16 protein-coding genes are annotated in these 23,093 nt (G+C 60.8%); 14 read left to right on the top strand and 2 right to left on the bottom strand.

The genetic code is table 11. The features are described 5' to 3' along the window. Positions 1 to 10: 10 nt before the first annotated feature. A complete protein-coding gene (locus ACMFWR_RS24475) occupies positions 11 to 988 on the bottom strand; it encodes a zinc-binding alcohol dehydrogenase family protein (protein WP_413197281.1) in 978 nt (325 codons plus the stop codon). 401 nt (positions 989 to 1,389) lie between these two features. On the opposite strand from ACMFWR_RS24475, the gene ACMFWR_RS24470 reads away from it, so the two are divergent. Further along, on the top strand, positions 1,390 to 2,079 hold the full coding sequence (locus tag ACMFWR_RS24470) for an alpha/beta fold hydrolase (RefSeq protein WP_413197280.1): 690 nt from the start codon (positions 1,390 to 1,392) through the stop codon (positions 2,077 to 2,079). 77 nt (positions 2,080 to 2,156) lie between these two features. After that, positions 2,157 to 3,920, top strand: a complete 1,764-nt coding sequence (locus ACMFWR_RS24465) for an MOSC domain-containing protein (protein ID WP_413197279.1) — start codon at positions 2,157 to 2,159, stop codon at positions 3,918 to 3,920. Between the two features lie 132 nt (positions 3,921 to 4,052). Here the strand turns inward: ACMFWR_RS24465 and ACMFWR_RS24460 are convergent, their stop codons facing one another. Beyond that, the gene (locus tag ACMFWR_RS24460) at positions 4,053 to 4,697 is read right to left on the bottom strand and encodes a response regulator transcription factor (RefSeq protein ID WP_413197278.1); all 645 of its coding nucleotides are present in this window, start codon (positions 4,695 to 4,697) and stop codon (positions 4,053 to 4,055) included. A 296-nt stretch (positions 4,698 to 4,993) separates the two neighbouring features. On the opposite strand from ACMFWR_RS24460, the gene ACMFWR_RS24455 reads away from it, so the two are divergent. The 12 genes from ACMFWR_RS24455 (at position 4,994) to ACMFWR_RS24400 (ending at position 23,062) form a co-directional block, all read left to right on the top strand. Then, positions 4,994 to 5,470, top strand: a complete 477-nt coding sequence (locus ACMFWR_RS24455; protein WP_413197277.1) for a helix-turn-helix domain-containing protein — start codon at positions 4,994 to 4,996, stop codon at positions 5,468 to 5,470. A gap of 116 nt (positions 5,471 to 5,586) precedes the next feature. Then, positions 5,587 to 6,978 carry a cytochrome ubiquinol oxidase subunit I gene (locus ACMFWR_RS24450; protein ID WP_413197276.1) on the top strand — a complete coding sequence of 464 codons (1,392 nt, stop codon included), beginning with the start codon at positions 5,587 to 5,589 and terminating at the stop codon, positions 6,976 to 6,978. A gap of 105 nt (positions 6,979 to 7,083) precedes the next feature. Further along, positions 7,084 to 8,082, top strand: a complete 999-nt coding sequence (cydB, locus tag ACMFWR_RS24445; protein WP_413197275.1) for a cytochrome d ubiquinol oxidase subunit II — start codon at positions 7,084 to 7,086, stop codon at positions 8,080 to 8,082. Positions 8,083 to 8,153: 71 nt separating this feature from the next. Then, positions 8,154 to 8,339, top strand: coding sequence for a hypothetical protein (locus ACMFWR_RS24440; RefSeq protein ID WP_413197274.1), 186 nt, complete (start codon positions 8,154 to 8,156; stop codon positions 8,337 to 8,339). A 115-nt stretch (positions 8,340 to 8,454) separates the two neighbouring features. Beyond that, on the top strand, positions 8,455 to 10,740 hold the full coding sequence (locus ACMFWR_RS24435; RefSeq protein ID WP_413197273.1) for an FdhF/YdeP family oxidoreductase: 2,286 nt from the start codon (positions 8,455 to 8,457) through the stop codon (positions 10,738 to 10,740). A 16-nt stretch (positions 10,741 to 10,756) separates the two neighbouring features. Then, positions 10,757 to 11,647, top strand: a complete 891-nt coding sequence (locus tag ACMFWR_RS24430) for an alpha/beta fold hydrolase (RefSeq protein WP_413197272.1) — start codon at positions 10,757 to 10,759, stop codon at positions 11,645 to 11,647. 243 nt (positions 11,648 to 11,890) lie between these two features. Next, positions 11,891 to 17,011 (top strand): AAA family ATPase, encoded by a 5,121-nt coding sequence (locus ACMFWR_RS24425; RefSeq protein ID WP_413197271.1) that lies wholly within the window; start codon positions 11,891 to 11,893, stop codon positions 17,009 to 17,011. 112 nt (positions 17,012 to 17,123) lie between these two features. Then, entirely contained in the window at positions 17,124 to 17,786 is a 663-nt protein-coding gene (locus ACMFWR_RS24420; RefSeq protein WP_413197270.1) for a dihydrofolate reductase family protein, read from the top strand. A 172-nt stretch (positions 17,787 to 17,958) separates the two neighbouring features. Continuing rightward, positions 17,959 to 18,405 (top strand): Ohr family peroxiredoxin, encoded by a 447-nt coding sequence (locus ACMFWR_RS24415; RefSeq protein ID WP_413197269.1) that lies wholly within the window; start codon positions 17,959 to 17,961, stop codon positions 18,403 to 18,405. 121 nt (positions 18,406 to 18,526) lie between these two features. After that, positions 18,527 to 18,973: an OsmC family protein gene (locus ACMFWR_RS24410; RefSeq protein WP_413197268.1), complete on the top strand. Its 447-nt coding sequence runs from the start codon at positions 18,527 to 18,529 to the stop codon at positions 18,971 to 18,973. 100 nt (positions 18,974 to 19,073) lie between these two features. Beyond that, positions 19,074 to 20,060, top strand: coding sequence for a cupin domain-containing protein (locus ACMFWR_RS24405; protein WP_413197267.1), 987 nt, complete (start codon positions 19,074 to 19,076; stop codon positions 20,058 to 20,060). 308 nt (positions 20,061 to 20,368) lie between these two features. Continuing rightward, a complete protein-coding gene (locus ACMFWR_RS24400; protein WP_413197266.1) occupies positions 20,369 to 23,062 on the top strand; it encodes an autotransporter domain-containing protein in 2,694 nt (897 codons plus the stop codon). The last annotated feature ends 31 nt before the right edge of the window (positions 23,063 to 23,093 follow it).

The raw sequence follows: 23,093 nt of genomic DNA, 5'->3' as shown, positions 1-23,093 counted from the left end.
CGGCGCTCGTTTATTCCGGGTGTACCACAACGAGTTTGCCGTTGGCTTCATTGGCTTCCGACACGCGATGTGCTTCGCGGATTTCGCTGAACTGGAACACGCGGGCGGGGTCCGCCGAGAATTTTCCTGCCTCGATATCCGCCGCGATCGACTGGAACGGGATATCCGACACCGGGAATCCCGGCGTTCCGAATACAAAGCTGCCAAAGAACGTCAGATCCACGCCGCTGGGCATTTGCAGCAAAGGATTGAATTCGGGAATCGGCGCGAGGCCACCGAGCCAACCCGCGAGACACACCTTTCCGTCGCGGCGCGCGATCCGCAGTGAATCGAGTACGGTGCTGTTTCCGACGAGGTCCAGCACGGCATCGAGTTGCTTCGCTTCCTTCAAATGCTCGGACAGATCCGGGCGTTCGACTTCACAGCGAGTCACACCCAGTTTCAGCAGCTGGTCGAAGCGGGATTCACTGCGCGTCGTCGCGATCACCTTCAGACCGGCGTTGACGGCCAGTTTCACTGCCGCAGTTCCAAGCGATGACGTCGCGCCACGGATCAGAATGGTTTGGCCTTTTTGAATCTTCAGATTGCGAAACAGGGTCGTCCACGCCGTGGCGAAGCTCTCCGGAATGGCGGCCAATTGCGCCCACGACAGATTGGATTCGATCGCCGCAATATTGGTCACCGGTGCAGACGTATATTCGGCGTAGCTACCGTTGATCGTGCGTCCGAGGCCACCCATCAAGGCGACAACTTTCGCGCCGACTTCGAATTCACCACCCGGGCATTCCTCGATGATGCCGACACATTCAATACCACTGACGGGGGCCGCTTCCGCCCATTCGCCACGGCGCATATGAATTTCTGCGTGATTGATCCCGAACGCCTTGATTTTAATCACAGCCATACCCGGCTCTGCCTTCGGCTTCGGAATGTCCTGATACGTCAACGCTTCAAGTCCGCCAAAACCGTTCAGTACGATCGCTTTCATCGCGCAACTCCAGATAATATTTAATGGAACTAAATGAAATATTCATTTAATGGGTATTCACATGCGCATTCAGAAGATCCGTCGTGGTCATTGAATGCCGTGAAGCTTGAGTGAAGTATTGGCCGATCGGAGACACGCGTAAAGGGACCCCGGTGGAGGACACTTGTCCATTATTCGTGCAGATCGCGGCCTGCGCGTCATACCTTGGTCTCTCGGAAATAGACCCCGGGATTCTGGTTTCACCCCGCTGGCGGACGCACACTCGATGATGGTCAAGGCAACGGTATCCATCGGGGCCGGGCGGTATCGGAGCCTGGATGTCATCGTGGCCTGAAACGAAAAACCGCGACCGCGCAGTATCACGACGGTATGCGGGTCATCTACATCGATAGGAGATTCAAATGGCAGGCGACGCTACGGTGGTTCTGGTTCATGGTGCCTGGGCGGATGGTTCGAGCTGGAGCAAAGTCATCACAGGTCTGCACGCAAAGCACATCGATGCTGTGGCCGTGCCGATGCCGCTGACGTCGTTCGAGGATGACGTGAACGCCGTGCAGCGTGTCGTGGAGAAAGTCGGCGGCCCGGTCATTCTGGTCGGCCACGCCTATGGTGGCGCGCCGATGGCAGCTGTGGCCAGCCCGATGGTCAAGGCGCTCGTGTATGTGGCCGCGCTGGCGCCGGACGAAGGCGAGACCGTGGCCGAAGTGTTCGGTCGCGACACGCCGCACGCAAGCGCGCCGAAACTCGCTCCGGACGCACACGGTGTGATGTGGCTGCCGACCGAGAGCTTTGGGAAGGCGTTCGCTCAAAACGCCAGCGCTGACGAGCAAGCCGTGCTGGCCGCCGTTCAAAGACCGATCTCCCCTCAATGCATCATGACGCCCGTTGGCCGCCCTTCATGGAAAGACGTTCCGGCTTACTATCTGCTCGCGGAACACGACCACATGATCCCGGCGAGCACGCAACGGTTCATGGCGGAGCGGATGAAGGCGACGATCCACGCTCACCCGTTTGATCACACCCCGAGCGTCACGGCACCTGCCGCGGTGGTCGATGTGATCTGCGAAGCGCTTGAGCGCGTCAGTGCATGAGCACTTGGGTGAGCGCGTAGGTGAGCACGTCGATGAGCATGACTTGATACGGCACGCGTCGTGCAGCGAGAGACAAGATGGCTCGACTCGTATCGGTGAATGTGGGTCTGCCCCGCGATATCACGTGGCGGGGCAATACGGTCCACACAGGGATTTATAAGGCCCCCGTTTCCGGAAGATGCACGGTGGGTCGGCTGAATCTCGCCGGCGACGGTCAGGGCGACCTCGGCGGACATGGCGGCGAGAATCGGGCCGTCTTTGTCTACCAGCTCGAGGCTTACGCGCACTGGCGAGAGCACTTGTCGAAGCACGACCTGACGCACGGACAATTCGGCGAGAACTTCACGATCGAAGGACTCACCGATGACGTCGTGTGTATCGGTGATCGTTACAGAATTGGCAGTGCCGTCTTCGAGGTGACGCAACCGCGTGTCACGTGTTATCGCGTCGGCATCCGGCTCGACGAGCCGCGCATGCCTGCGCTGCTGACCGCCAGCGGGAAGACCGGGTTCTACTTCCGCGTGCTGGAGGAAGGCGATGTCGGTGCGGGCGACGAGATCGTCAAGATCGGCGAGTCGGCAAGCGAACGCATGTCGGTGTCGTCGATCAATGCACTGCTCTATTCATCCAGTCATCCACAGCAGCAGCTTGAGCGCGCGTTACGGATATCCGCGCTGTCGCCGGGTTGGCGTTGGTCGTTCGAGCAGCTTCTACAGAGCGCGAAGACAGGAGGTGACGGCAACCCGGGCCTCGCGCCCGCGAGTACCGCTCAGCGTGTGGCATCGGGATTTCAAAGCGTGAAAGTGGCATCCATTTCGCGTGAGGCCGCCGGGATCGTCTCGTTCTATCTGGAACGGACCGGAGGCGATCCGCTGCCACCTTCGAAGCCCGGACAGTACGTCGTGCTTCGGCTGCGCGGGAGCGACGGTACGACGCTGCTGCGCAGCTATTCGCTTTCGGCGGCGGCATCGGATCGCGCTTACCGCATCAGCGTCAAGATCGAACCGCACGGCGCTGCGGGGCGGTATATGAGTCAGGACGTGACAGTGGGAAAGGCGCTGGAGGTGAGCGCGCCGAGAGGGGCCTTCTTTCTGGAACCCGGTGAGGCCCCGGTTGTACTGATCAGCGCCGGCATCGGTGTCACACCGGTCCTTGCCATGCTCCACGAGCTCGCGCACACACGCTCGAGTCGTGCTGTGTATTGGATGCATGTCGCGCGTGATGGCGAGCATCATCCGTTCAAGCAGGAAGTCGATGCTTTGCTGGCGCAATTGCCGAACTCGCGTTGCCGGATCTGGTTTAGCCGCCCTGGTGAACGAGACCGCCAGGGCAAGGATTTCGACGTCCCGGGCCGCCCGACAAAGGAACAGCTGCAAGCCTGGGGGATCCCTTCACACGCCGTCGCGTACATCTGCGGTCCCGACGCCTTCATGTCGGACGCACAAGGCATTCTGATGACGCTGGGCTTACGATCCGGCAACATCCGTACGGAAGTGTTCGCGGGTGGTGCATCGCTCAAGCCCGGCATCGTCGACGCAAGCCTGCCCAAGACCCCGCATCAGCCCGAAGGCGAGCAGGGCAGCGGCCCCTTGATCTCGTTCGCCCGAAGCGGCGTGTCCGTGCGCTGGCATCCTTCGAGATATCAAAGCCTGCTGGAGCTGGCCGAGGCCTGCGATGTGCCCGTCCGATGGTCGTGCCGCAGCGGCGTGTGTCACAACTGCGAGAGCGGCCTGATCTCGGGCACGGTCGACTATCTGCCTGACCCGCTCGACGCTCCCGGCGAGGGAAACGTGCTCATTTGTTGTGCGCGGCCGAAGGAAGACACCGTGATTGATTTGTAAATCGATCCGCCGCGATTCGGTTCGGTGCGACATCGGCCGCGCGGCCTTGAAACATGCATCGTCTGGTGGTAATCCAGTGTCGTCGCGTGAGCGCGAGCGAGTGCTCCGAGTTCGCGCGCGGGAAACCCGCCATCACACCGGCGACGGCTCGATCCCGAGGGCGGCCGCCTTCAACGCCAAAGACGCGACCGACCGCACACCCATTTTCTTCATGATCTGCGCGCGATGCAGCTTGACTGTGATGGCGGTGACGCCGATCTCGGCGGCGATCTGCTTGCTCATTAGGCCGCGAAGAATCAGGTTCAGCACTTCGCGCTCTCGTGGCGTCAGCGTGTGATACGACGAGCGTGTGTCTTCCATGGCACGGTCACGCACGATCCTCTCGGTGTCGCGTGCCAGCGCGCTGTTCACCGCATCGAGCAAATCCTGCTCGCGGAATGGCTTCTCGATGAAATCCGATGCCCCGGCCTTCATGGCTTTCACCGACATTTCGACGTCGCCAAAGCCCGTCGCGATGACCACGGGCATCTGCACGCCCAGACGCGCCATGTCCTGCTGAAACGCCAAGCCGTTTTTATTGCGCAGGCGGATGTCAAGGATCAGGCAGCTCGGTACCTGCGGCCGGTGAAACGCGAGGAACGCATCGGTATCGTCGAACACCTCGGTTTGGAGTCCGACCGAGCGCAACAGCCGTCCCACGCCGTCCCGGACTGACGAATCGTCATCGACGACGTAGACCACGGAGGGCTGCGCGGTTTCGACAGCACAGGCGAGCATAGGCAGACCCATCAAGGTCGGTAAGCGAAATCAATGTCGACGAGATTACATCAATCCGTATTAATTTGGTCAACGCATATAAGTGGATAAGCAATGCGTTTTGCCGAGCGGTATCGGTGTGAGCGCATGTGTGCCCGACTGAAATAAAACCTTCGTATAGGTACCCTTGTCCTCTGGGTGGTAATGGCGGTCCAAAGTGACGATGGTTTTTTGCTGCACCGCGTCTTACCTTCCCCACAAGACATCAGCCGATGTCGGCGAACGGCGCAGCCCATGGGCACGAGAGGCAGGATGCAATGATGACTCGATTCCAGCACGAGACCGCGGCATACGGTGAATCGGCAGGCCATTTCGCATCGGTGTCCGCCGTGATTGCACAGGCGAGGCTGAAGCAGGCGAAGGAGTTCATGCTTGCGCATCTGGATCAAGACATCGGTCTCGAGCAGACCGCCGCGGCATGCGGGATGTCGATCAATCATTTTGTGCGCGTGTTCCGTCGCCACATGGGCACGACGCCGCACCGTTGGCTGATATCGCAGCGCCTCGAGGTCGCGATGCGCCTGATGCAGGACCCGGAACAGGCACTTGCTTCGATTGCTGCGTCGTCCGGGTTCGCGGATCAGAGCCACCTCACCCGAGTGTTTGCCGAGCGCATCGGCACCACGCCGGGCCAATGGCGGCGAGCGCATTTCGACGGGTGTGAAGCCGACCGACTGGCTTCCATGGCGCGACATGACACGCGACACGACGACGCCGTGTCGCACGCAGGATGAGATCGAGCGCAAGATAAGCGAATGGATCGGGCGCGCGAAACACCAGTTATTTTGTTCAATACGGTGTCGCGTTCCAAGTAGATAGTCGGACCAACCTATCGATTGCCGAGCGACCCATGAATCCAAGCGCGCTGGATTTGTCACGGCTGCAGTTTGCGTTCACCGTGTCTTTTCACATTGTGTTTCCGGCGCTCAGCATCGGACTCGCGAGCTTTCTCGCTTTGCTCGAATTTCTCTGGCTTAGAACCTGCAAGCTGCACTATCAGCAACTGTGCAAATACTGGGCACGCATCTTTGCCATCGGCTTTGGCATGGGAGTGGTATCGGGCGTGGTGATGGCCTACCAGTTCGGGACCAACTGGTCCGGGTTTTCGCAGTTCGCAGGGCCCGTCACGGGGCCCCTGCTGACTTATGAAGTGATGACGGCATTCTTTCTCGAAGCCGGGTTTCTCGGCATTTGTCTGTTCGGATGGGAGAAGGTCGGGAAATTGCCGCATTTCTTTGCGACGCTGATGCTCGCCGTCGGGACGCTCATTTCGACGTTCTGGATTCTTGCGTCGAATAGCTGGATGCAAACCCCTCAGGGCTTTACCGTCGAAAACGGCCAGGTCGTTCCGCAGGACTGGCTGCAGATTATTTTTAATCCGTCATTTCCGTATCGGCTTGCGCACATGAGCATCGCGGCGTTCATTTGCGCAGCGCTCGTGGTGTCCGCCACAGGCGCCTTGCATCTGTTGCGGGGCCGCCGCGACGAGGCGGTCAAGACGTCGTTCTCGATGGCGCTCTGGCTCCTGCTGATCCTTGCGCCGATCCAGGCCGTTGTCGGCGATCAGCACGGCTTGAATACCCGCAAATACCAGCCCGTGAAGATCGCGGCGATCGAGGGTCTCTGGGAAACGGAGAAGGGCGGCACGTCCCTCAACCTGATCGGCTTTCCGGACATGGATGCAGAAGTCACACGCTATGCGATCAAGATCCCGCATCTGGGCAGTCTGATCCTGACGCACACGTGGGACGGCGAGATCCGGGGCATGAAGGAATTCCCCAAAGCGGACCGTCCGAATTCCTCGCTCATCTTCTGGACTTTCCGCGTGATGGCCGGCCTGGGCATGCTGATGATCCTGACGGCCGTGATCGGTGCGTTGCTGCGGATCGGCGGGCGCGTCTTTGAGAACCGGCTCTATCAGCGCGCGATGGTGGCGATGGGCCCTGTGGGGTTTATCGCGCTTCTTGCGGGTTGGATTACGACTGAGGCGGGTCGGCAACCTTGGGTCGTCTACGGCTACTTCCGCACGTCGCAGGCCGTATCGCCAGTGCTGCCGCAATCGGCCGGCCTGTCGTTGCTCATCTTCGTGATGGTGTACTTCCTTGTGTTTGGCACGGGCATTTACTACATCGTGAAGCTGATCAACGAGGGGCCTCCGCTTCCCGGCGAACCAGAACCCGTATCAGCACCTTCCGAGGATGCCACCGTCTCCGGCCGCCGGCCGCTTGCGGCGGTCAAGTGAGTCGTATCTGTCGTATCAGTCGAGCGAGCCGCATGCCTCGCGCGTGGCATAGGGGTCGTACGAGTCGAATCGGCCGTGCGTGATCGATCACCACAGGAGTGATGAATGGACGTGACAGTGATCTGGGCTGCGATCATCGCGCTGGGTGTGTTCATGTATGTGTCGCTCGACGGCTTCGATCTGGGCATCGGCATGATCTTTCCGTTCTTCCCGGACACCGAAGAGCGCGACATGATGATCCATTCGATCGCGCCCGTATGGGACGGCAACGAAACGTGGCTCGTGCTCGGCGGCGCCGCGCTGCTGGCTGCGTTTCCGGTGGTCTACGCGGTGGTGTTGTCGGCGCTGTATTTGCCGATCGTCTTTATGCTCGTTTGCCTGATTTTTCGCGGTGTGTCGTTCGAGCTGCGCGGCGCGGCCAACAAGACACGGAACCTTTGGAGCCTCGCTTTTATTTGTGGCTCCGCAGGTGCGGCGTTCTTTCAGGGCGTCATTCTCGGCGCCTTTATTCACGGCATTCCCGTACAGAATCGCGTGTTTTCCGGTGACGCATTCTTCTGGGTAACGCCATTCACGTTCTTTACCGGCATGGGTCTGATGGTGACTTATGCGTTGCTCGGCGCCTGCTTTCTGGTGACGAAGCTCGATGGAGACATGCAGCAGAGGATGCACAAGCTGATCTGGCCGCTGACGCTCGTGCTGCTCGGCTTTATCGTCGCCGTCAGCATCTGGACCCCGCTGACCGATGCGCAAATCGCGACGCGGTGGTTCGATTCGTCGTTCCGCACACGGCTCTATCCCGTTCCTGTGCTCGTGCTGATCGTCGCGGCACTGATGTATCGAAGCGTCGTCGTTCGCCACGACAATGCGCCTTTTGTTCTCGCGTTGTTGCTTGTACTGCTGGGGTATATCGGCCTCTGCGTGAGCATCTGGCCTTACGCCGTTCCAAACTCGATCACGCTTGCCCAGGCTGCGGCGCCACGCTCGAGTCAGATATTTGCGCTGGTTGGCGCCGTGATCATCATCCCGGTGATCCTGGTCTATACCACCGCGGGGTATTGGGTGTTCCGCGGGAAGGTGGAACGCGGTGCGCACTATCACTGATACAGGCACCGACACGGACACTGGCGCTCGCACTCGCTCGCATTTGCGCTAGCAGGCGCACGGAGACCTCCATGGATCCCGATCTCGAAGCAATGGCACCAGGCAGTGGCAGCGGCAGTTGCGAAGGCCCGGCCACCGGCACTCGTACCCACGGCAAGCGCCTGCTCTGGTTCGTCCTCCTCTGGCTAGGCGGCGTCGCTGCGACGTTTCTTGTGACCTTGCCTTTCAAATTACTGGTTCACGCGGTGACGCATTAATCGACTGTGTCGGCGTGTCGCTGCATCGATGCGCCAATGCGTCGATGCCTCAACTCTTCAATTCGTCAATGCGTGATCGTTCATCAAATTCCACAAGCTACTGACCGGAGGGTGTATGTCTGAGAAGCGTGAAGTACCCGGTATTCAACGGTACGACAGCCCTGCGGGCGGATGGGGTGCGCTCAAGGCTACCGCTGAAGCGGTGCGCACCCAGATGGACGCGATCATCGCGCCGATCACACTGATCCACACGAACCAGCCCGATGGATTCGACTGCCCGGGTTGCGCGTGGCCCGACAAGGAGCACAAGTCGACTTTCCAGTTTTGCGAGAACGGTGCCAAGGCGGTCACGTGGGAAGCGACCAAAAAGCGCGTCGCGCCGGAGTTCTTTGCGAGCCACACGGTGTCGTCGCTGCGCGAATGGAGCGATTACGACCTCGAGAATGAGGGACGCTTGACGCATCCGATGGCCTACGATGCAGCGAGCGATACCTATCAGCCCATCGAATGGGAAGCGGCGTTTGCACGCATCGGCGAGGTGCTCAGGCAGATCGAGGATCCCGACGAGGTCGAGTTCTATACGTCGGGCCGTGCGTCGAATGAAGCGGCGTTTCTCTATCAGCTCTTCGCACGCGAGTATGGCACCAACAATTTTCCCGATTGCTCGAACATGTGCCACGAGGCGACGAGTGTCGGCTTGCCCATGTCGATCGGTATTGGCAAGGGCACCGTCTCGCTCGACGACTTCGAGCATTGCGATCTGATCATCGCGATGGGCCACAACCCGGGTACCAACCATCCGCGCATGATGGGCACGCTGCATCACGCCGCGCGGCGGGGCGTTCCGATCATTGTGTTCAACCCGCTCAAGGAGCGGGCGCTCGAGCGATTCGCCGATCCTCAGGAGGCGCTCGAGATGATCACGTTCAGCTCGACCGATATCGCTTCGTCGTACTACCAGGTCAAGGTCGGTGGCGACGCTGCAGCGCTCAAAGGCGTGCTTAAAGCCATCCTCGATCTGGACGACGCGGCGAACGCCGATGGCTCCGTCATCGACTACGACTTTATCCGCGAACATACGAATGGCTTTGATGCGTTTGCCGAGGATATCCGGGCGACGGCATGGGACGACATCGAACAGGCTAGCGGCTTGCCTCGCACCGGCCTCGAAGCAGTGGCCAAAGCCTACGTGAAGTCGAATGCCACGATCGTGACGTATGGCATGGGGATCACGCAGCACAACAAAGGCACGGCCAACGTGCAGCAGATCGCGAACCTGTTGTTGTTGCGCGGGAATTTCGGCAAGCCGGGTGCAGGCATTTGCCCTTTGCGAGGTCATTCCAATGTTCAGGGCAACCGCACGGTCGGCATCACTGAAAAGCCGGCGGCTGACATGCTTGAACGTATGGAAAAGGCATACGGGTTCAAGCCGCCTTCGCATCATGGCCACGACGCGGTCAAGACCATGCAATCCATCGCGGCCGGCCAGTCGAAGGCATTGTTCTGCCTTGGCGGCAACTTCGCCGTCGCGCTTCCCGATCCGCAAGCGTGCTTTGCCGCGATGCGCAAGCTGGACCTGACGGTCCATATCAACACCAAGCTTAATCGCAACCATCTGCTTGTTGGCAAGGCGTCGTTTATTTTCCCGTGTCTGGGTCGCACCGAAGTCGATATGCAGGCGAGCGGTCCGCAATCGGTGACGGTCGAGGATTCGATGTCGATGGTGCACGCCTCGCGGGGCAGGCTGACACCGGCGTCGCCGTATCTGCGCTCCGAGCCCGCGATCATTGCGGGCATCGCCGATGCCGCGTTGCCCGACAGCGCAGTCGACTGGCTTGGACTGATTGCGGACTACGACCGCATACGTGACGGGATCGAGGCAGTGTATCCCGACTTCAGGGAATTCAACGCGCGGATCCGTGTGCCCGGCGGCTTTCGGCTTCCGCTCCCGCCGACTGAGCGCAAGTGGACCACGGCATCGGGCAAGGCGGAATTCTTTCCATTTACCGGCGTGCATGAGGGGCCGCAGTTCAAGGATCACGACGTGCTCACACTCGCCACGCTGCGAAGCCACGATCAGTACAACACGACGATCTACGGTCTTGACGACCGATATCGCGGCGTCTTCGGGCGTCGCGATGTGATTTTCATGAACGAAGACGATATGGCCATGCGGTGCCTCGAGCATGGAGATGTCGTCGATATCGAGGCGATATTGCCCACGCCTGAGCCATTGCGACTCTCGGGCTTTACGGTCGTTGCCTACAAGATCGCCAGGGGCTCGGTGGGTGCGTACTACCCCGAAGCCAATGTGCTGGTCCCGCTCGATTACATCGACCCCGTTAGCGGGACACCTTCCTATAAGTCGGTACCGGTCAAGGTCCGCGCAATGCAGCGATAACGCCCAAGGAGGCGCGATGGAATATCAGTTTGTCGAGACGCGGCTATTGAATGTCGGCTACTTCGACTGGAATCCGGAGGGTGAGCGCACGGCGGTGCTGGTGCACGGCTGGCCTGACAGTCCGGAATGCTGGCGTCCTGTCGCAGCGCGTCTTGCGCATGAGGGCTACCGGGTGCTCTGTCCGGCGCTCCGGGGGTTTGGTCCGACGCGATTTCGAAATCCCGAGACGCCCGTGAGCGGCCAACTCGCGGCACTGGGGAGAGACCTGCTGGAGTTTATCGAGGCGATGAACTTGCATCGGCCCTTGCTCGTCGGGCATGACTGGGGCGCTCGCGCGGTCTCTATCGCGTGTGGGTTGCGCAGCGACGTGGCGTCGCACCTCGTGATGTTGTCCGTCGGATATGGCACCAACGATCCGCTGCAACCCCTGAGCTACGTGCAGGCGCGTAACTACTGGTACCACTGGTTTCTGGCGACGCCGCGCGGACAACGCGCGATCGAACGAGACCGGCACAACTTTACTCGCCTGATGTGGGGCACGTGGTCGCCTTCGGGTTGGTACACCGAGGCAGATTTCAACGAGGCTGCCGTCGCCTTTGACAATCCCGACTGGGCGAGCATCGTGCTGCATTCGTATCGTCATCGCTGGGGCTTCGTAGCGGGGCATCCGTCCTACGCAGACGATGAGGCGAAGTTGAACCCTGCACCGTTGCTGCCTGTGCCCTCGTTGGTGTTGCACGGCGGCGCCGACGGATGCAATCACCCGGACACGTCGGCGGGCAAGGAACGCTTCTTTGCCGGCCCCTACCAGCGCGTGGTGCTCGACGGCATCGGCCACTTCCCGCAACGAGAGGCACCGGACGACGTGGCCAGTGCGATCCTGAGCTTTGTGGATAGCCATTGGTGAAATAGAGTGCACGGGCCCGGGCTGCTCGAACGGTCATCTACCTCGCTCAATCCATCCGGCGGAGAACTGCGCATCGAATCGTGCAATCAGAATTTTGCTGCCACGGCGGAATTGGTGAAGGTCGGCGGCATCCGTATCGAGAGGTCCTCTGAAGTAGAATCCGGCATCCAGGCTGCGCTCACGCAGGCCCATCTTTGGCGCTGATCGCGATCGGTACGCGGCGTCTCATCCTTTGAGTTTTCGATGCAAGAGGATTTCGACTACGTGCTGGAGCCGCTTCACGAAGCAGCGGACTTCATTCTCTACCGCGGAATGGAGGCTCGCAGTCTCAAGCGAATCCTCGTGCTGATGGCTGCGGCCGAGCGGCCGTCGCGCGAAAGCGTGTTTCGGCTCGAACATGAGTGGTCGCTCGCGCGCGTGCTCGATTCGGCATGGGCGGTTCAGCCGCTCGCACTGACGCATATCAAAGGGCGGCCGGCCCTTGTTTTCAAGGATCCGGGCGGCGAACCGCTGGACCGGCTGATCGAGAAGCACCATGGATGTCCCGTGGATCTCGCGGATTTCCTGCGCATTGCCGTGGCTCTGGCAGCCGCACTGGGCGAGACCCACCGGCGCGGCCTGATTCACAAGGACATCAAGCCCGCTAACGTACTGGCCGATGGCACGGGATCGGTCTGGCTGACGGGTTTTGGCGTGGCATCGTGGCTGCCACGTGAGCGCGCGTTGCCGCTGGCGCCCGAGATCATCGCGGGCACGCTGGCGTATATGTCCCCGGAGCAGACCGGGCGCATGAATCGTTCGATCGACTCGCGCAGCGATCTGTATTCTCTGGGCGTCACCCTATATGAGCTGTTGACCGGCACACTTCCTTTCCACGGCGCCGATCCGATGGAATGGGTGCATTGCCATATTGCGCGACAGGCGGTGCCCCCATCCGAGCGCGATCCGGTTATTCCGCCTGCCGTCTCGTCGGTGATCGTGAAGTTGCTCGCCAAGACGGCCGAGGACCGGTACCAGACAGCGGTTGGCCTCGAGCACGACCTTCAACGGTGTCTGAGCCAGTGGGAAACGCAAGCGCGCATCGAACCGTTTGTACTGGGCGCGCACGATACGCCGGACCGATTGTGGATTCCCGAGAAGCTGTACGGCCGGGAGTCCGAGATCGATGCATTACTCAAGGCCTTTGGCCGCGTCGTAGACCAGGGGCGCCCGGAACTCGTGCTCGTGTCCGGATACTCCGGCGTCGGAAAGTCTTCCCTGGTCAACGAACTCCACAAGCCCCTCGTACCGCCTCGCGGATATTTCGCATCGGGCAAGTTCGATCAGTACAAGCGCGATATCCCGTATGCGACCCTCGCATCGGCATTCCGGGGATTGATCAGGCCGATTCTTGCGAAGCGCGAAGACGAGGTCGATCGCTGGTGCGTGGCGATTCGCGAAGCGCTGGGCCCGAACGGTCAGCTCATGGTGGATCTGGTACCCGAACTCGAGCTGATCATCGGCAAGCAATCGCCCGTACCCGAACTTGCCGCGCAGGACGCACAGAGCCGGTTCCAGGTCGTGTTTCGCCGGTTTGTAGGCGTGTTCACGCGAGAACACCCGCTTGCGCTGTTCCTCGACGATCTGCAATGGCTCGACGCAGCGACGCTCGACTGGATCGCGGACCTGCTCACGCATCCGGAGGTCGGGCATTTGATGTTGATCGGCGCGTACCGCGACAACGAGGTGGACGCCACACATCCGCTGATGCGCACGATTGGTGCGATCCGTCGGGCCGGAGCGGCCGTCAGCGAGGTCGTGCTCGAGCCGCTGAGGCACAACGATCTGGAGCAACTGATCTCGGATGCGCTGCGCTGCGACCGCGCACGCGTGAGCTCGCTGGCGATGCTGATTGAGACAAAGACGCACGGCAATCCGTTTTTCGCGATTCAGTTTCTCTCCGCTATTGCGGAAGAGGGCCTGCTCGCGTTTGACTATGGTGCAGGGCAGTGGCGCTGGGATCTCGACCGGATCCGCGCGATGGCGCATACCGAGAATGTGGTGGACCTGATGGTCGGAAAGCTGCATCGGCTGCCCGTCGAAACACAGATCGCGCTGCAGCAGCTGGCTTGCCTCGGTAACAACGCCGAGTTCGGGATGCTCGCCATCGTCTACCAGGAGTCCAGCGAGCTGATACACCGGCACCTGTGGGACGCCGTTCGCGCGGGGTTTATTTCACGGACTCAGGATGCGTATCGATTCGTCCATGACCGCGTTCAGGAAGCGGCGTACTCGCTGATGCCGGAGGCACAGCGGGCCGAGGCGCACCTGCGCATCGGCATGTTGATGGTGTCGCATACCCGCGCGGATGCGCTCGAGGACGGCATCTTTGAAATCACCAGCCAGCTCAATCGCGGGGCGCATCTGATGACGCTGGTCGCAGAGCGCGAACGCCTTGCGGAATTGAATCTCATGGCCGCCAGGCGCGCGAAGATGTCGACCGCCTATGCGTCGGCGCTGGCCTACCTGCGCACTGCACGTGACCTGGTCACCGATGCAGCGTGGGATCAACGCTACGAACTGATTTTCTCGATCGAGCTGCTTCTCGCCGAATGCGAAATGCAGACCACCGCCTCGTTCAAGGCGCAAAGACGGCTTTCCGTTTTGGCTGAGCGAGCGAACACGGCGCACGATCTCGCGGTCGTGACGCGCTTGCGCCTGACGCTGTATGACCTGATCGGTCACAGCGATCGCGGCGTGGAGGTGTTCCTTGCGTATTTGCAGGGACTTGGCGAGGTGTGGTCGCCTCATCCGAGCGACGAAGACGTGTCTCGGGAGTACAACCAGATCGCGGCGTTACTCGGTACGCGAACGATTGGCGAGCTGGTGACTTTGCCGCTGCTCACCGATCCGGATTTGCTCGACGTCCTGGGGGTGTTGACCGAGGTCGTGATGCTGGCGATGTACACGGACGCGAACCTGCTTGCCCTCGTGCTTTGCCGGATGGTCACGCTAAGCCTGCGGCACGGAAATTGTGACGCATCCTGTTTCGCATACGTTTCTCTTGGCATGCTCGCCGGGCCGCATCTTGGAGACTATGCGGCGGGCTTTGAATTCGGCAGGCTTGGATACGACCTGGTCGAGGAGCGTGGCTTGCATCGCTACCAGGCGCGCGTGTATCTGCGGTTCGCAAGCCACATTGCGCCTTGGAGAACGCATATCAAAGGTGGAAGAGCGCTGCTGCGCCGTGCCTTCGACGTCGCGAACCGGATCGGCGATCTGACCTTCGCTTCGTATAGCTTCAACAACCTGAATACGAATCTGCTTGCTGCGGGTGACCATCTTGCGGATGTGCAAAAAGAAGTCGAGCGCGGATTCCATTTTGCAACGAATATGCGATTCCCTCGATCCGCGGTCGTCATCGAGGGTCAGCTTGTACTGGTTCGAACATTGCGGGGACTGACGAAGCAATTCGGTTCGTTTGACGACGAGCACTTTGACGAACGCGAATTCGAATCGCAGGTAACGACCAATCCGTCGTTGCTGTTACCGGAAGGTCAATACTGGATCCGGAAACTACAGGCACGGTTCTTCGCGGAAGATCACGCCGGCGCGATTGACGCGGCGCGCAAGGCCGAGCCCATTCTCTGGACCTTGCGGTCCTTCTTCGACACCGCCGAATACCATTTCTATGGGGCACTTGCGCGAGCCGGGGCGTTCGACACTGCAATCGGGCTGGACAGGCTGGAGCACCGCGAGGCGTTATCCGGTCATCACGCGCAGCTTGCGATCTGGGCGCAGCACTGTCCTGACAACTTCGAAAATCGTGTTGCCTTGGCGCGTGCCGAGATCGCGCGGATCGACGGGCACGACATGGAAGCGATGCCGCTCTACGAGCAGGCGATTCGCTCCGCGCACGCCCATGGATTCATTCACAACGAGGCTGTCGCGAACGAGCTTGCGGGGAAGTTCTATCTGTCCCGCGGGATCGAGACAGCGGGCCACGCCTATCTCAGGAGCGCGCGGAATGGCTACGCGCGGTGGGGCGCGACGGGCAAGGTAGAACACCTCGACAGCCGGTACCCGCATCTGCGCGAAGAACGAGCGCCGGCATGGATCGCCGGCGGCGCCGCGCTGGCCGGACAGCTGGATGTCGGGACCGTGGTCAAGGCGTCGCAGGCCCTGTCGGGCGAAATCATGTTGCCTGCGCTGATCGAGCGGCTCATGCGTATTGCCATGGAGCACGCCGGCGCGGAGCGCGGGTTGCTGATCCTGATCCGTAACGGCGGCACGTACATTGAAGCGGAGGCGACCACGGGCACAGGAAAGATCGCGGTGACGATTCGTCAGCAAGCCGTGACGTCGTCCGATCTCCTTCAGTCGGCGTTGCATTACGTGATCCGCACGCGCGAGAGCGTGATGATGGATGACGCGTCAGCCGATGCCGCGTACGCGACGGACGACTACGTGCAACACAATCGGTCAAGGTCGGTGCTGTGCGTGCCCATCGTCAATCAGTCGAGGTTGAGCGGCGCGCTGTATCTGGAGAACAACCTCGCATCGCGTGTTTTCACGTCGGGCCGGGTCGCGATACTGCAAATGCTGGCGTCGCAAGCCGCCATTTCGCTTGAACGCACGCGCGCAGAAGATGCGCTGCGCCAGGCGTCGATCGACCTCGCTCGCATCAACCGGGTCACGACGATGGGGGAGCTCGCCGCCTCACTCGCTCATGAGATCAATCAGCCTCTTACAGGCGCTATCACCAACGCTATCGCGTGCTTGCGTTGGCTCGATCGCGATGCACCCGACCTCGTCGAGGTGCGCAGCGCCGTAAAGAGCATCGTGAGCGACGGCGAGCGCGCGGCTCAAATCATGCGCAGGATTCGCACGCAGTTTGAGAAGGGTGCCTTGAAACGTGAAGTGCTGGATATCAACGAGATCATTCGGGAGACTGTCGAACTCTTGCTGGGTGAGGCTGCGCGAACCCATACGTCGGTGCGAGTCGAGCTGGCGCCCGATCTGCCTCAGGTTGTTGGCGATCGCGTACAGCTGCAACAGGTTGCGATGAACCTGATCGTCAATGGCATCGAAGCGATGAAGGAGGTCGACGGAGTCCGTCACTTGAGCATTCGAACGCGGGTGCAGGATGGCGGGCGGATTCTGGTGTCGGTCAGCGATACGGGCGCAGGGATTCCGCCGGAGATCACGGGACAGATCTTTGAGGCCTTTTTTACCACCAAGCCGAGCGGTACGGGCATGGGGCTTCGGATCTGCCGATCGATTGTCGAGTCGCATGGCGGCGACATGCGCGCAGTGAACGGGGGTGGGCCGGGCGCGACGCTCGAGTTCACGTTGCCGGTACCCGGCGCGGATCGAGACGCGTGATACTTCCTATGTGGTACCCGACTACTCGCGTGCACGGGCTTTCGGTGTCAGAATCCGGTACACAAAGCAACAACCGTTTATAAGCCACCCAGCATTCAAGCGGAGACAAGTGATGACACGCGTTCGCGTTAACGGCTTCACCATCTCACTCGACGGATACGGCGCCGGTCCGAATCAGGACCTCAACAACCCGCTCGGCATCGGTGGAACCGAACTGCATCAATGGCTCTTACCGACACGCACGTTCCAGCGATCTCTGTTTGGCAGGGAAGGTGGGACGACCGGCGTTGACGATGATTTCGCCGCTCGTGGGTTTGAGAACGTCGGGGCCTGGATTCTGGGCAGAAACATGTTCGGACCGATTCGCGGCGAATGGCCCGACATGAACTGGAAAGGCTGGTGGGGTGACAGTCCGCCGTATCACGTGCCCGTCTTCGTCCTGACACACCACGCTCGCGCACCCCTTGAAATGGAAGGCGGCACGACGTTCCACTTCGTCACCGGCGGTATTCACGAGGCGCTCGATCGCGCGCGCGAGGCCGCTGCCGGGATAGACGTGCGGATTGGCGGCGGGCCGGAGACGATCCGGCAGTATCTGCGTGAAGGCCTGATCGACGAACTGCATATCGCGATCTCGCCGGTTCTGCTCGGCCAGGGCGAATCCCTGCTTGCCGGAATTGACGTGCGTGCGCTGGGTTACGTGTGCGCCGAATTCGTCGCATCGGAGAAGGCCACGCACGTGGTTCTACGGCGTCAAGGGCAGCGGAACGCCTGATCGTGTTCGCAGGGCCGGCGCCCTCGACACCCCCCGGCTCTGCTTTCAATTCCCTCTCGCGCGGTGTGTCGTTTGATCCTTTCGCGCATGCCTTTGACCCCTTCTCGACTCGGCGAGTGCACCTGTTCGACTTAAAGTTCGTGCTCCTATTCACATATCGAAGGAGTTCAACATGAGCAAGATCGAACAGGTTCTCTACTCAGGCAACAGCCACGCCACGTTCAACCACGAACCCAGCCTGCAACGCGGCGAGCACGGCGTCCTCGACCTCAAGCTGTCGGCTTTCGACGGCGCGAGCCACGCGTTCGAAGCCACCGAGCTGCATCCGAGGGCCGAGCAGTTGTTTTCGGGCGCGTGGTCGGCTTGCTATATCAGCGCGTTCGAGGGCGCAGCGGCGCAGAAGAAGGTCGCGCTGCCGACAGACTATTCGGTGGACATCGAGGTCAGCATCGGGTCGGCGGGCAAGGGCTTCTGCCTCGCTGCGCAGTTCACGATCCGTGCGCCAGGTTTGCCGGCGGACGTCATCGAGTCCGTCGCTCACCTGGCTCATCAGCGCTGCCCGTATTCGAAGGCGGTGCGCGGCAATATCGAAATCGGGCTCGAAGTGGTCACGGCATAGAAAAAGCCCCCCATTTTCTTTGATTTATTAATCGTATGCGATGACATCGCATGCGTATTAAAGGCATTTGACGCGTGATTTGACACGCACATTGACACGCATATTGACGAAGGAATGCATCATGGAAAAGATTGAAACGATTCTCGCCTCGGGCCGCACGCACGCTACGGTGAATCGCGAGTCCCACGTCCGTCGCGGCAAGTTTGGCGCGTACAACCTCACCCTCTCCGCGGCGGGCCTTGAGACGATCGAATACATCGGCATCGACCCGCACCCGAAAGCCGAGCGGCTGTTCGCTGGCGCATGGTCGGCGTGCTACACCACCGTGTTCGGCATGGCCGCACAGCTGAAAAAAGTCACGCTGCCGCCTGACTACTCTGTCGACATCAAGGTCAACATCGGACAGACCGATGCAGCATGGTTGCTCGGCGCGGAGTTCACTGTCCGCGTACCGGGCCTGTCTAAGGATGTTGTCGAATCCGTCGCGCATCTGGCTCATCAGATCTGCCCGTATTCGAAGTCCGTGCACGGCAATATTGACGTCGTGACGAACGTCGTCACGGTGTGATCGGAGAGCCCGGCGGTCGGCGGGGCAAGTCGATCGCTGGCATGCTGATGGGGCCGTCCGCCGGGCCGCACGCTTAGCGGGCGCTTCGCTGGCAGGGGGAATGCCGCCGTTGAAGGGGATGCCCGATATGCAGAATCAGATCGACTGGCTCACGCGCTTCATGGAGCTCGTGACCATCACCGGAAAGGTCGAAGTTCGCTGTGCGATGCGAGCTCCCTGGATCACACGGTACCCGCAGGCGGGTGCCCGGGAAATGCCTTACCACGTTGTGCTCACCGGGACGGCCGTGTTCGAGAATTCGGAAACCGGCGCTTCTTATGCAGTGCAGCCAGGCGATATCGTGCTGCTTCCCCACGGCTCCGCGCACGTTCTGCACGACGGCAGCGGCCGCAGGCCGAAGCCTTCGAAGGTTCGAAGCTCGGGCAGTCTGCTGGTCAACGAAAACAGCGGAGCCGGCGAGCCGTTCGACATGCTGTGCGGTCGCTTCGTCGTGGCGGCTCCACACGACCGGCTGATCCGAAGCTATCTCCCGCTGGAGCTCGTGGTCCGCACTGACCATCTCGACAACGCCCCAAAGGCTCTGCTGCAGGTCGAACGCCTGAATCGTCTCGTTGCATTGATGAGAGCCGAAGCGTTCGACGACGAGGTCGGCGGTGGCGCCGTGCTGAACGCGCTGTCGTCAGCATTGTTCGCATTGACCCTGCGCGCCGCAGGCGAGGCGGGTGAGGCTCGCCCCGGCGTACTGGCATTGGCAGCTCACCCCAGGCTCGCTCCGGCGGCCGCGGCCATGTTCAGCGACCCCGCCCGGGCGTGGACGCTGCCTGAACTGGCCGAACTCTGCAGCATGTCTCGTGCGACGTTCATGCGCCATTTCCAGACAAGCCTCGGCCGCTCCGCGATGGATTTGCTGACCGATATCCGAATGAGCGCGGCCGCGAACGCACTACGAAACTCCATGTCGTCCACTGAGACGGTCGCCGATCTGGTCGGCTATCAGTCGGTCTCTGCTTTCAGGCGCGTCTTCGCCCAGCGCATGGGCGTGACGCCGGGTGACTGGCGGCAGCTTCATCGTGAGGCTGCGGAGTGACGGACCGCGGTTGCTTGCCTGAGACGTGCCGGCGTCGATGCAATGCGCGCGCGACGTACGAAATCCATTACTTTGAATATGTGGTGTTACTGCAATTGACACATATCCGTTCATATAGTCGAGGTGAATGGACTCGGGTTATCAAGCAATTCTTACCGTGATTTTGATCTGTATCATCGGGACAGTCATTTTTCACAAAAGATTCCGGATTCATCGTCGTTATCCCTTTCTAAGCGCTTGCAAAATAATTCGGTATCCGAATCGGAAATTATTGCGCGCTTGAAAACGACGGTTAATTGGGGATTTTTGTGAATCACGTGTATCGAGTTGTTTGGAATAAGAGTCTGGGTGCGTTTCAGGTTGCATCAGAATTGATTACCGGTTCGGCTTCGGGCGCTTCGCGCGGCGAGTCTGCTGTGAAGATGCGCAGCGCCTTCACATTGCCCGCGCTGAAGCACATTGCAGCCGCAGTGGCGATGCTGAGCGCGACGTCTGCTGCATTTGCGATCCAGGGAATGACGGTCGACGGCACGCTCGTCACCAACGGCAGTGCAACCTCCGGTTCGGGCTGGACGTGGGATGGTTCGAACGTCACCATCGATTCGTCGGCGAACCTGTCCAGCCAGTCCAGCCAGTCGGGGGGCGAGGAGGTGTTCGTTCCCTACGGCCAGACGATGAGCAACGTGACGAACAACGGCACGCTGTCCAACAACGACACCGGCATCGAAATCAGCGGTACCTTGACGGAACTCGATAACACCGTAACGGGCGTCATCTCATCCCCTAACGCAATCGTCGTGGGTGGATCGATCGGCACGCTGAACAACGACGGCATTATCGGCGGCACCGCCGCCGGCACGGCGACGGCATCGTATGGCATCTGGAGTGGAGGGGGGATCGGGCAGGCCGCGTCGTCGATCGGCACGCTTCACAACGGCTCGACCGGTGTGATCGAAGGCACTTATTTCGGCGTCTTTAACGACATGGATCCGATGATGATGAGCGGATCCAGTGCAATAACTACGCTGAACAACGATGGTCTGATCACGGGCGGACAAGGTGCCATCGAGAACTACGGCACGATCGGTTCGATCAACAACACCGGCACCATCCAGGGTCCTACGGCGATTTACAACGGCTTCCTTGGGACGATCGGGACGATTACGAACTCGGGCACGATCGCCGGCGACATCGTGTACGGCACCGTGCTGCCGCAGACCCTGACTCTTGCGGGCGGCACCGGAACGACGTTCGGGACGTTGACGGGCGCGGACTCCGTGTCGCTGGGCACGATTACGAACATGACGGGCGACGTGGTTTTCAGCGGCGGCAATACGCTGCTCAACGACAACATCAACGTCGGCACGAACACCGTCCACAATGCGGGTGGCGTGCTTCAGGTCAATCAGCCCGTTGCGATCACGGGCAACTACACTCAGGCGGCCGCGGCAACGCTGCAGATCGGCGTCGCGAGCGGTGCGACGACGACGGGCGCGCTCTCAGATACGGGTTACGGTCGTCTGGTGGTCTCGGGCAACACGAGCATCGATGCGAATTCGAATGTCACGCTGAAATCCAACGGCTATGCGTTCGCAGCCGGCCAGCGTTACGTCGTGATCGATACGGCTGGTGCGGCGACCTACAACGAAAATACGCTCCACTATTCGATGCACGGTGTGTCGGGCTCGGTAACGGGCGCGGCCGTGACGAACAACGGCAATAGCGACCTCGTGCTCACGGTGCAACACGTCGATGCTTCGACGACCCCGACGAGTCCGGCATCCCCGACGGCGCCTGCGACGCCCGCAACACCGACCTCACCGGCCACGCCGACGACACCCGTGACGTCGACTACCGCGACGACGACGCCGTTTGCAACGATCCCCAATGCGGTGTCGTCGTTGAATGGCCTGCTCGGCTATACCGGCGTCAGCGACGCCAGCCTGCTCAATCTGTACGACGCTGCACTGGGTTCGTTGAGTAACGCGACCACTGAAAGTGCAAACCGCATCGGTAAGCAACTGACGCCGACGCAAACGTCGACCGGTGCGGCTGCTCCGACGTTCAGCGCGCTCGACGTCGTGAACGCCCACATGAATTCGATGCACCTTGCGTCGTCAGAAATGGGCTCGGGTATTTCGACCGGTGAGTCTCCGCTCGAATGGCAGGTCTGGGGGCAAGGCTTTGGAGGCCACGCGAGCCAGCAAGAACGCGATAACGTCGATGGCTATAGCGCGAACTTTGGTGGCGCGCTCGTCGGTGCCGACAGGGCAGTCAGTGATCGCTGGCGCGTGGGCGGCGTGTTCAACTACGCGCATACGGCGATCGACAATAGCGGCGATACCTCGGGTGACAGCACGGGCGTGAACAGCTACGGCCTGCTCGGGTATGCAAGCTACGCCGGCTCGCCGTGGTACGTGAACCTCTCGGGCGGCGTGGTGTTTCAGCACTACGACACGTCTCGGATCGTCGCGCTCCAGGGCTTTACGGGTCTCGCAAACGGCAGCTTCAGCGGTCAGCAGTATGTCGCCCGCGTCGATGGCGGGTATCCGATCGCAGTCGGCAGTGCCACGGTCACGCCCGTTGCAAGCCTCTCGTACAGCTACCTGAACCAGAACGGCTACACGGAAACGGGTGGCAATGGCGCGGCGCTGGCAATCGGGGGTTCACACGCGACTTCGGTGCGCAGCGCACTCGGCGCGAAGCTCGAGAAGTCGTACGAGACGAAGTATGGCGTCATCGTGCCCGAGGTATCGGCGCAATGGGTGCATGAGTACGATCAGGCCAGGCAGACGACCGCAGCGCGTTTTGCCGCGGACACCTCAGGCGAAACCGCGTTCACGTCGTTCGGCATGACACCGGTCTCCGATGTGGCGGATCTGTCAGTCGGCGTCACGTTGCTTCGCGCGAACAACATGAGCTTGACCGCGCGCTATGAGCTTCAGGCGGGTTCAGGCTTCGTGTCGAGCACGGGCATCCTGCGCCTGCAGCAGAAGTTCTAAGCGTGGCTTGCGCGACCGGATGGCATGCGCA

It is taken from the genome of Pararobbsia alpina (assembly GCF_965118125.1).
Taxonomy (GTDB): domain Bacteria; phylum Pseudomonadota; class Gammaproteobacteria; order Burkholderiales; family Burkholderiaceae; genus Pararobbsia; species Pararobbsia alpina_A.
This window is presented reverse-complemented; position numbering and strand designations above follow the sequence as displayed.

What these genes read in the sequence shown, in the direction of transcription:
- ACMFWR_RS24475 (WP_413197281.1), bottom strand. Translation starts at nt 988, where the DNA reads ATGAAAGCGATCGTACTGAACGGTTTTGGCGGACTTGAAGCGTTGACG.
- ACMFWR_RS24470 (WP_413197280.1), top strand. Translation starts at nt 1,390, where the DNA reads ATGGCAGGCGACGCTACGGTGGTTCTGGTTCATGGTGCCTGGGCGGAT.
- ACMFWR_RS24465 (WP_413197279.1), top strand. Translation starts at nt 2,157, where the DNA reads ATGGCTCGACTCGTATCGGTGAATGTGGGTCTGCCCCGCGATATCACG.
- ACMFWR_RS24460 (WP_413197278.1), bottom strand. Translation starts at nt 4,697, where the DNA reads ATGCTCGCCTGTGCTGTCGAAACCGCGCAGCCCTCCGTGGTCTACGTC.
- ACMFWR_RS24455 (WP_413197277.1), top strand. Translation starts at nt 4,994, where the DNA reads ATGATGACTCGATTCCAGCACGAGACCGCGGCATACGGTGAATCGGCA.
- ACMFWR_RS24450 (WP_413197276.1), top strand. Translation starts at nt 5,587, where the DNA reads ATGAATCCAAGCGCGCTGGATTTGTCACGGCTGCAGTTTGCGTTCACC.
- cydB (WP_413197275.1), top strand. Translation starts at nt 7,084, where the DNA reads ATGGACGTGACAGTGATCTGGGCTGCGATCATCGCGCTGGGTGTGTTC.
- ACMFWR_RS24440 (WP_413197274.1), top strand. Translation starts at nt 8,154, where the DNA reads ATGGATCCCGATCTCGAAGCAATGGCACCAGGCAGTGGCAGCGGCAGT.
- ACMFWR_RS24435 (WP_413197273.1), top strand. Translation starts at nt 8,455, where the DNA reads ATGTCTGAGAAGCGTGAAGTACCCGGTATTCAACGGTACGACAGCCCT.
- ACMFWR_RS24430 (WP_413197272.1), top strand. Translation starts at nt 10,757, where the DNA reads ATGGAATATCAGTTTGTCGAGACGCGGCTATTGAATGTCGGCTACTTC.
- ACMFWR_RS24425 (WP_413197271.1), top strand. Translation starts at nt 11,891, where the DNA reads ATGCAAGAGGATTTCGACTACGTGCTGGAGCCGCTTCACGAAGCAGCG.
- ACMFWR_RS24420 (WP_413197270.1), top strand. Translation starts at nt 17,124, where the DNA reads ATGACACGCGTTCGCGTTAACGGCTTCACCATCTCACTCGACGGATAC.
- ACMFWR_RS24415 (WP_413197269.1), top strand. Translation starts at nt 17,959, where the DNA reads ATGAGCAAGATCGAACAGGTTCTCTACTCAGGCAACAGCCACGCCACG.
- ACMFWR_RS24410 (WP_413197268.1), top strand. Translation starts at nt 18,527, where the DNA reads ATGGAAAAGATTGAAACGATTCTCGCCTCGGGCCGCACGCACGCTACG.
- ACMFWR_RS24405 (WP_413197267.1), top strand. Translation starts at nt 19,074, where the DNA reads ATGCCGCCGTTGAAGGGGATGCCCGATATGCAGAATCAGATCGACTGG.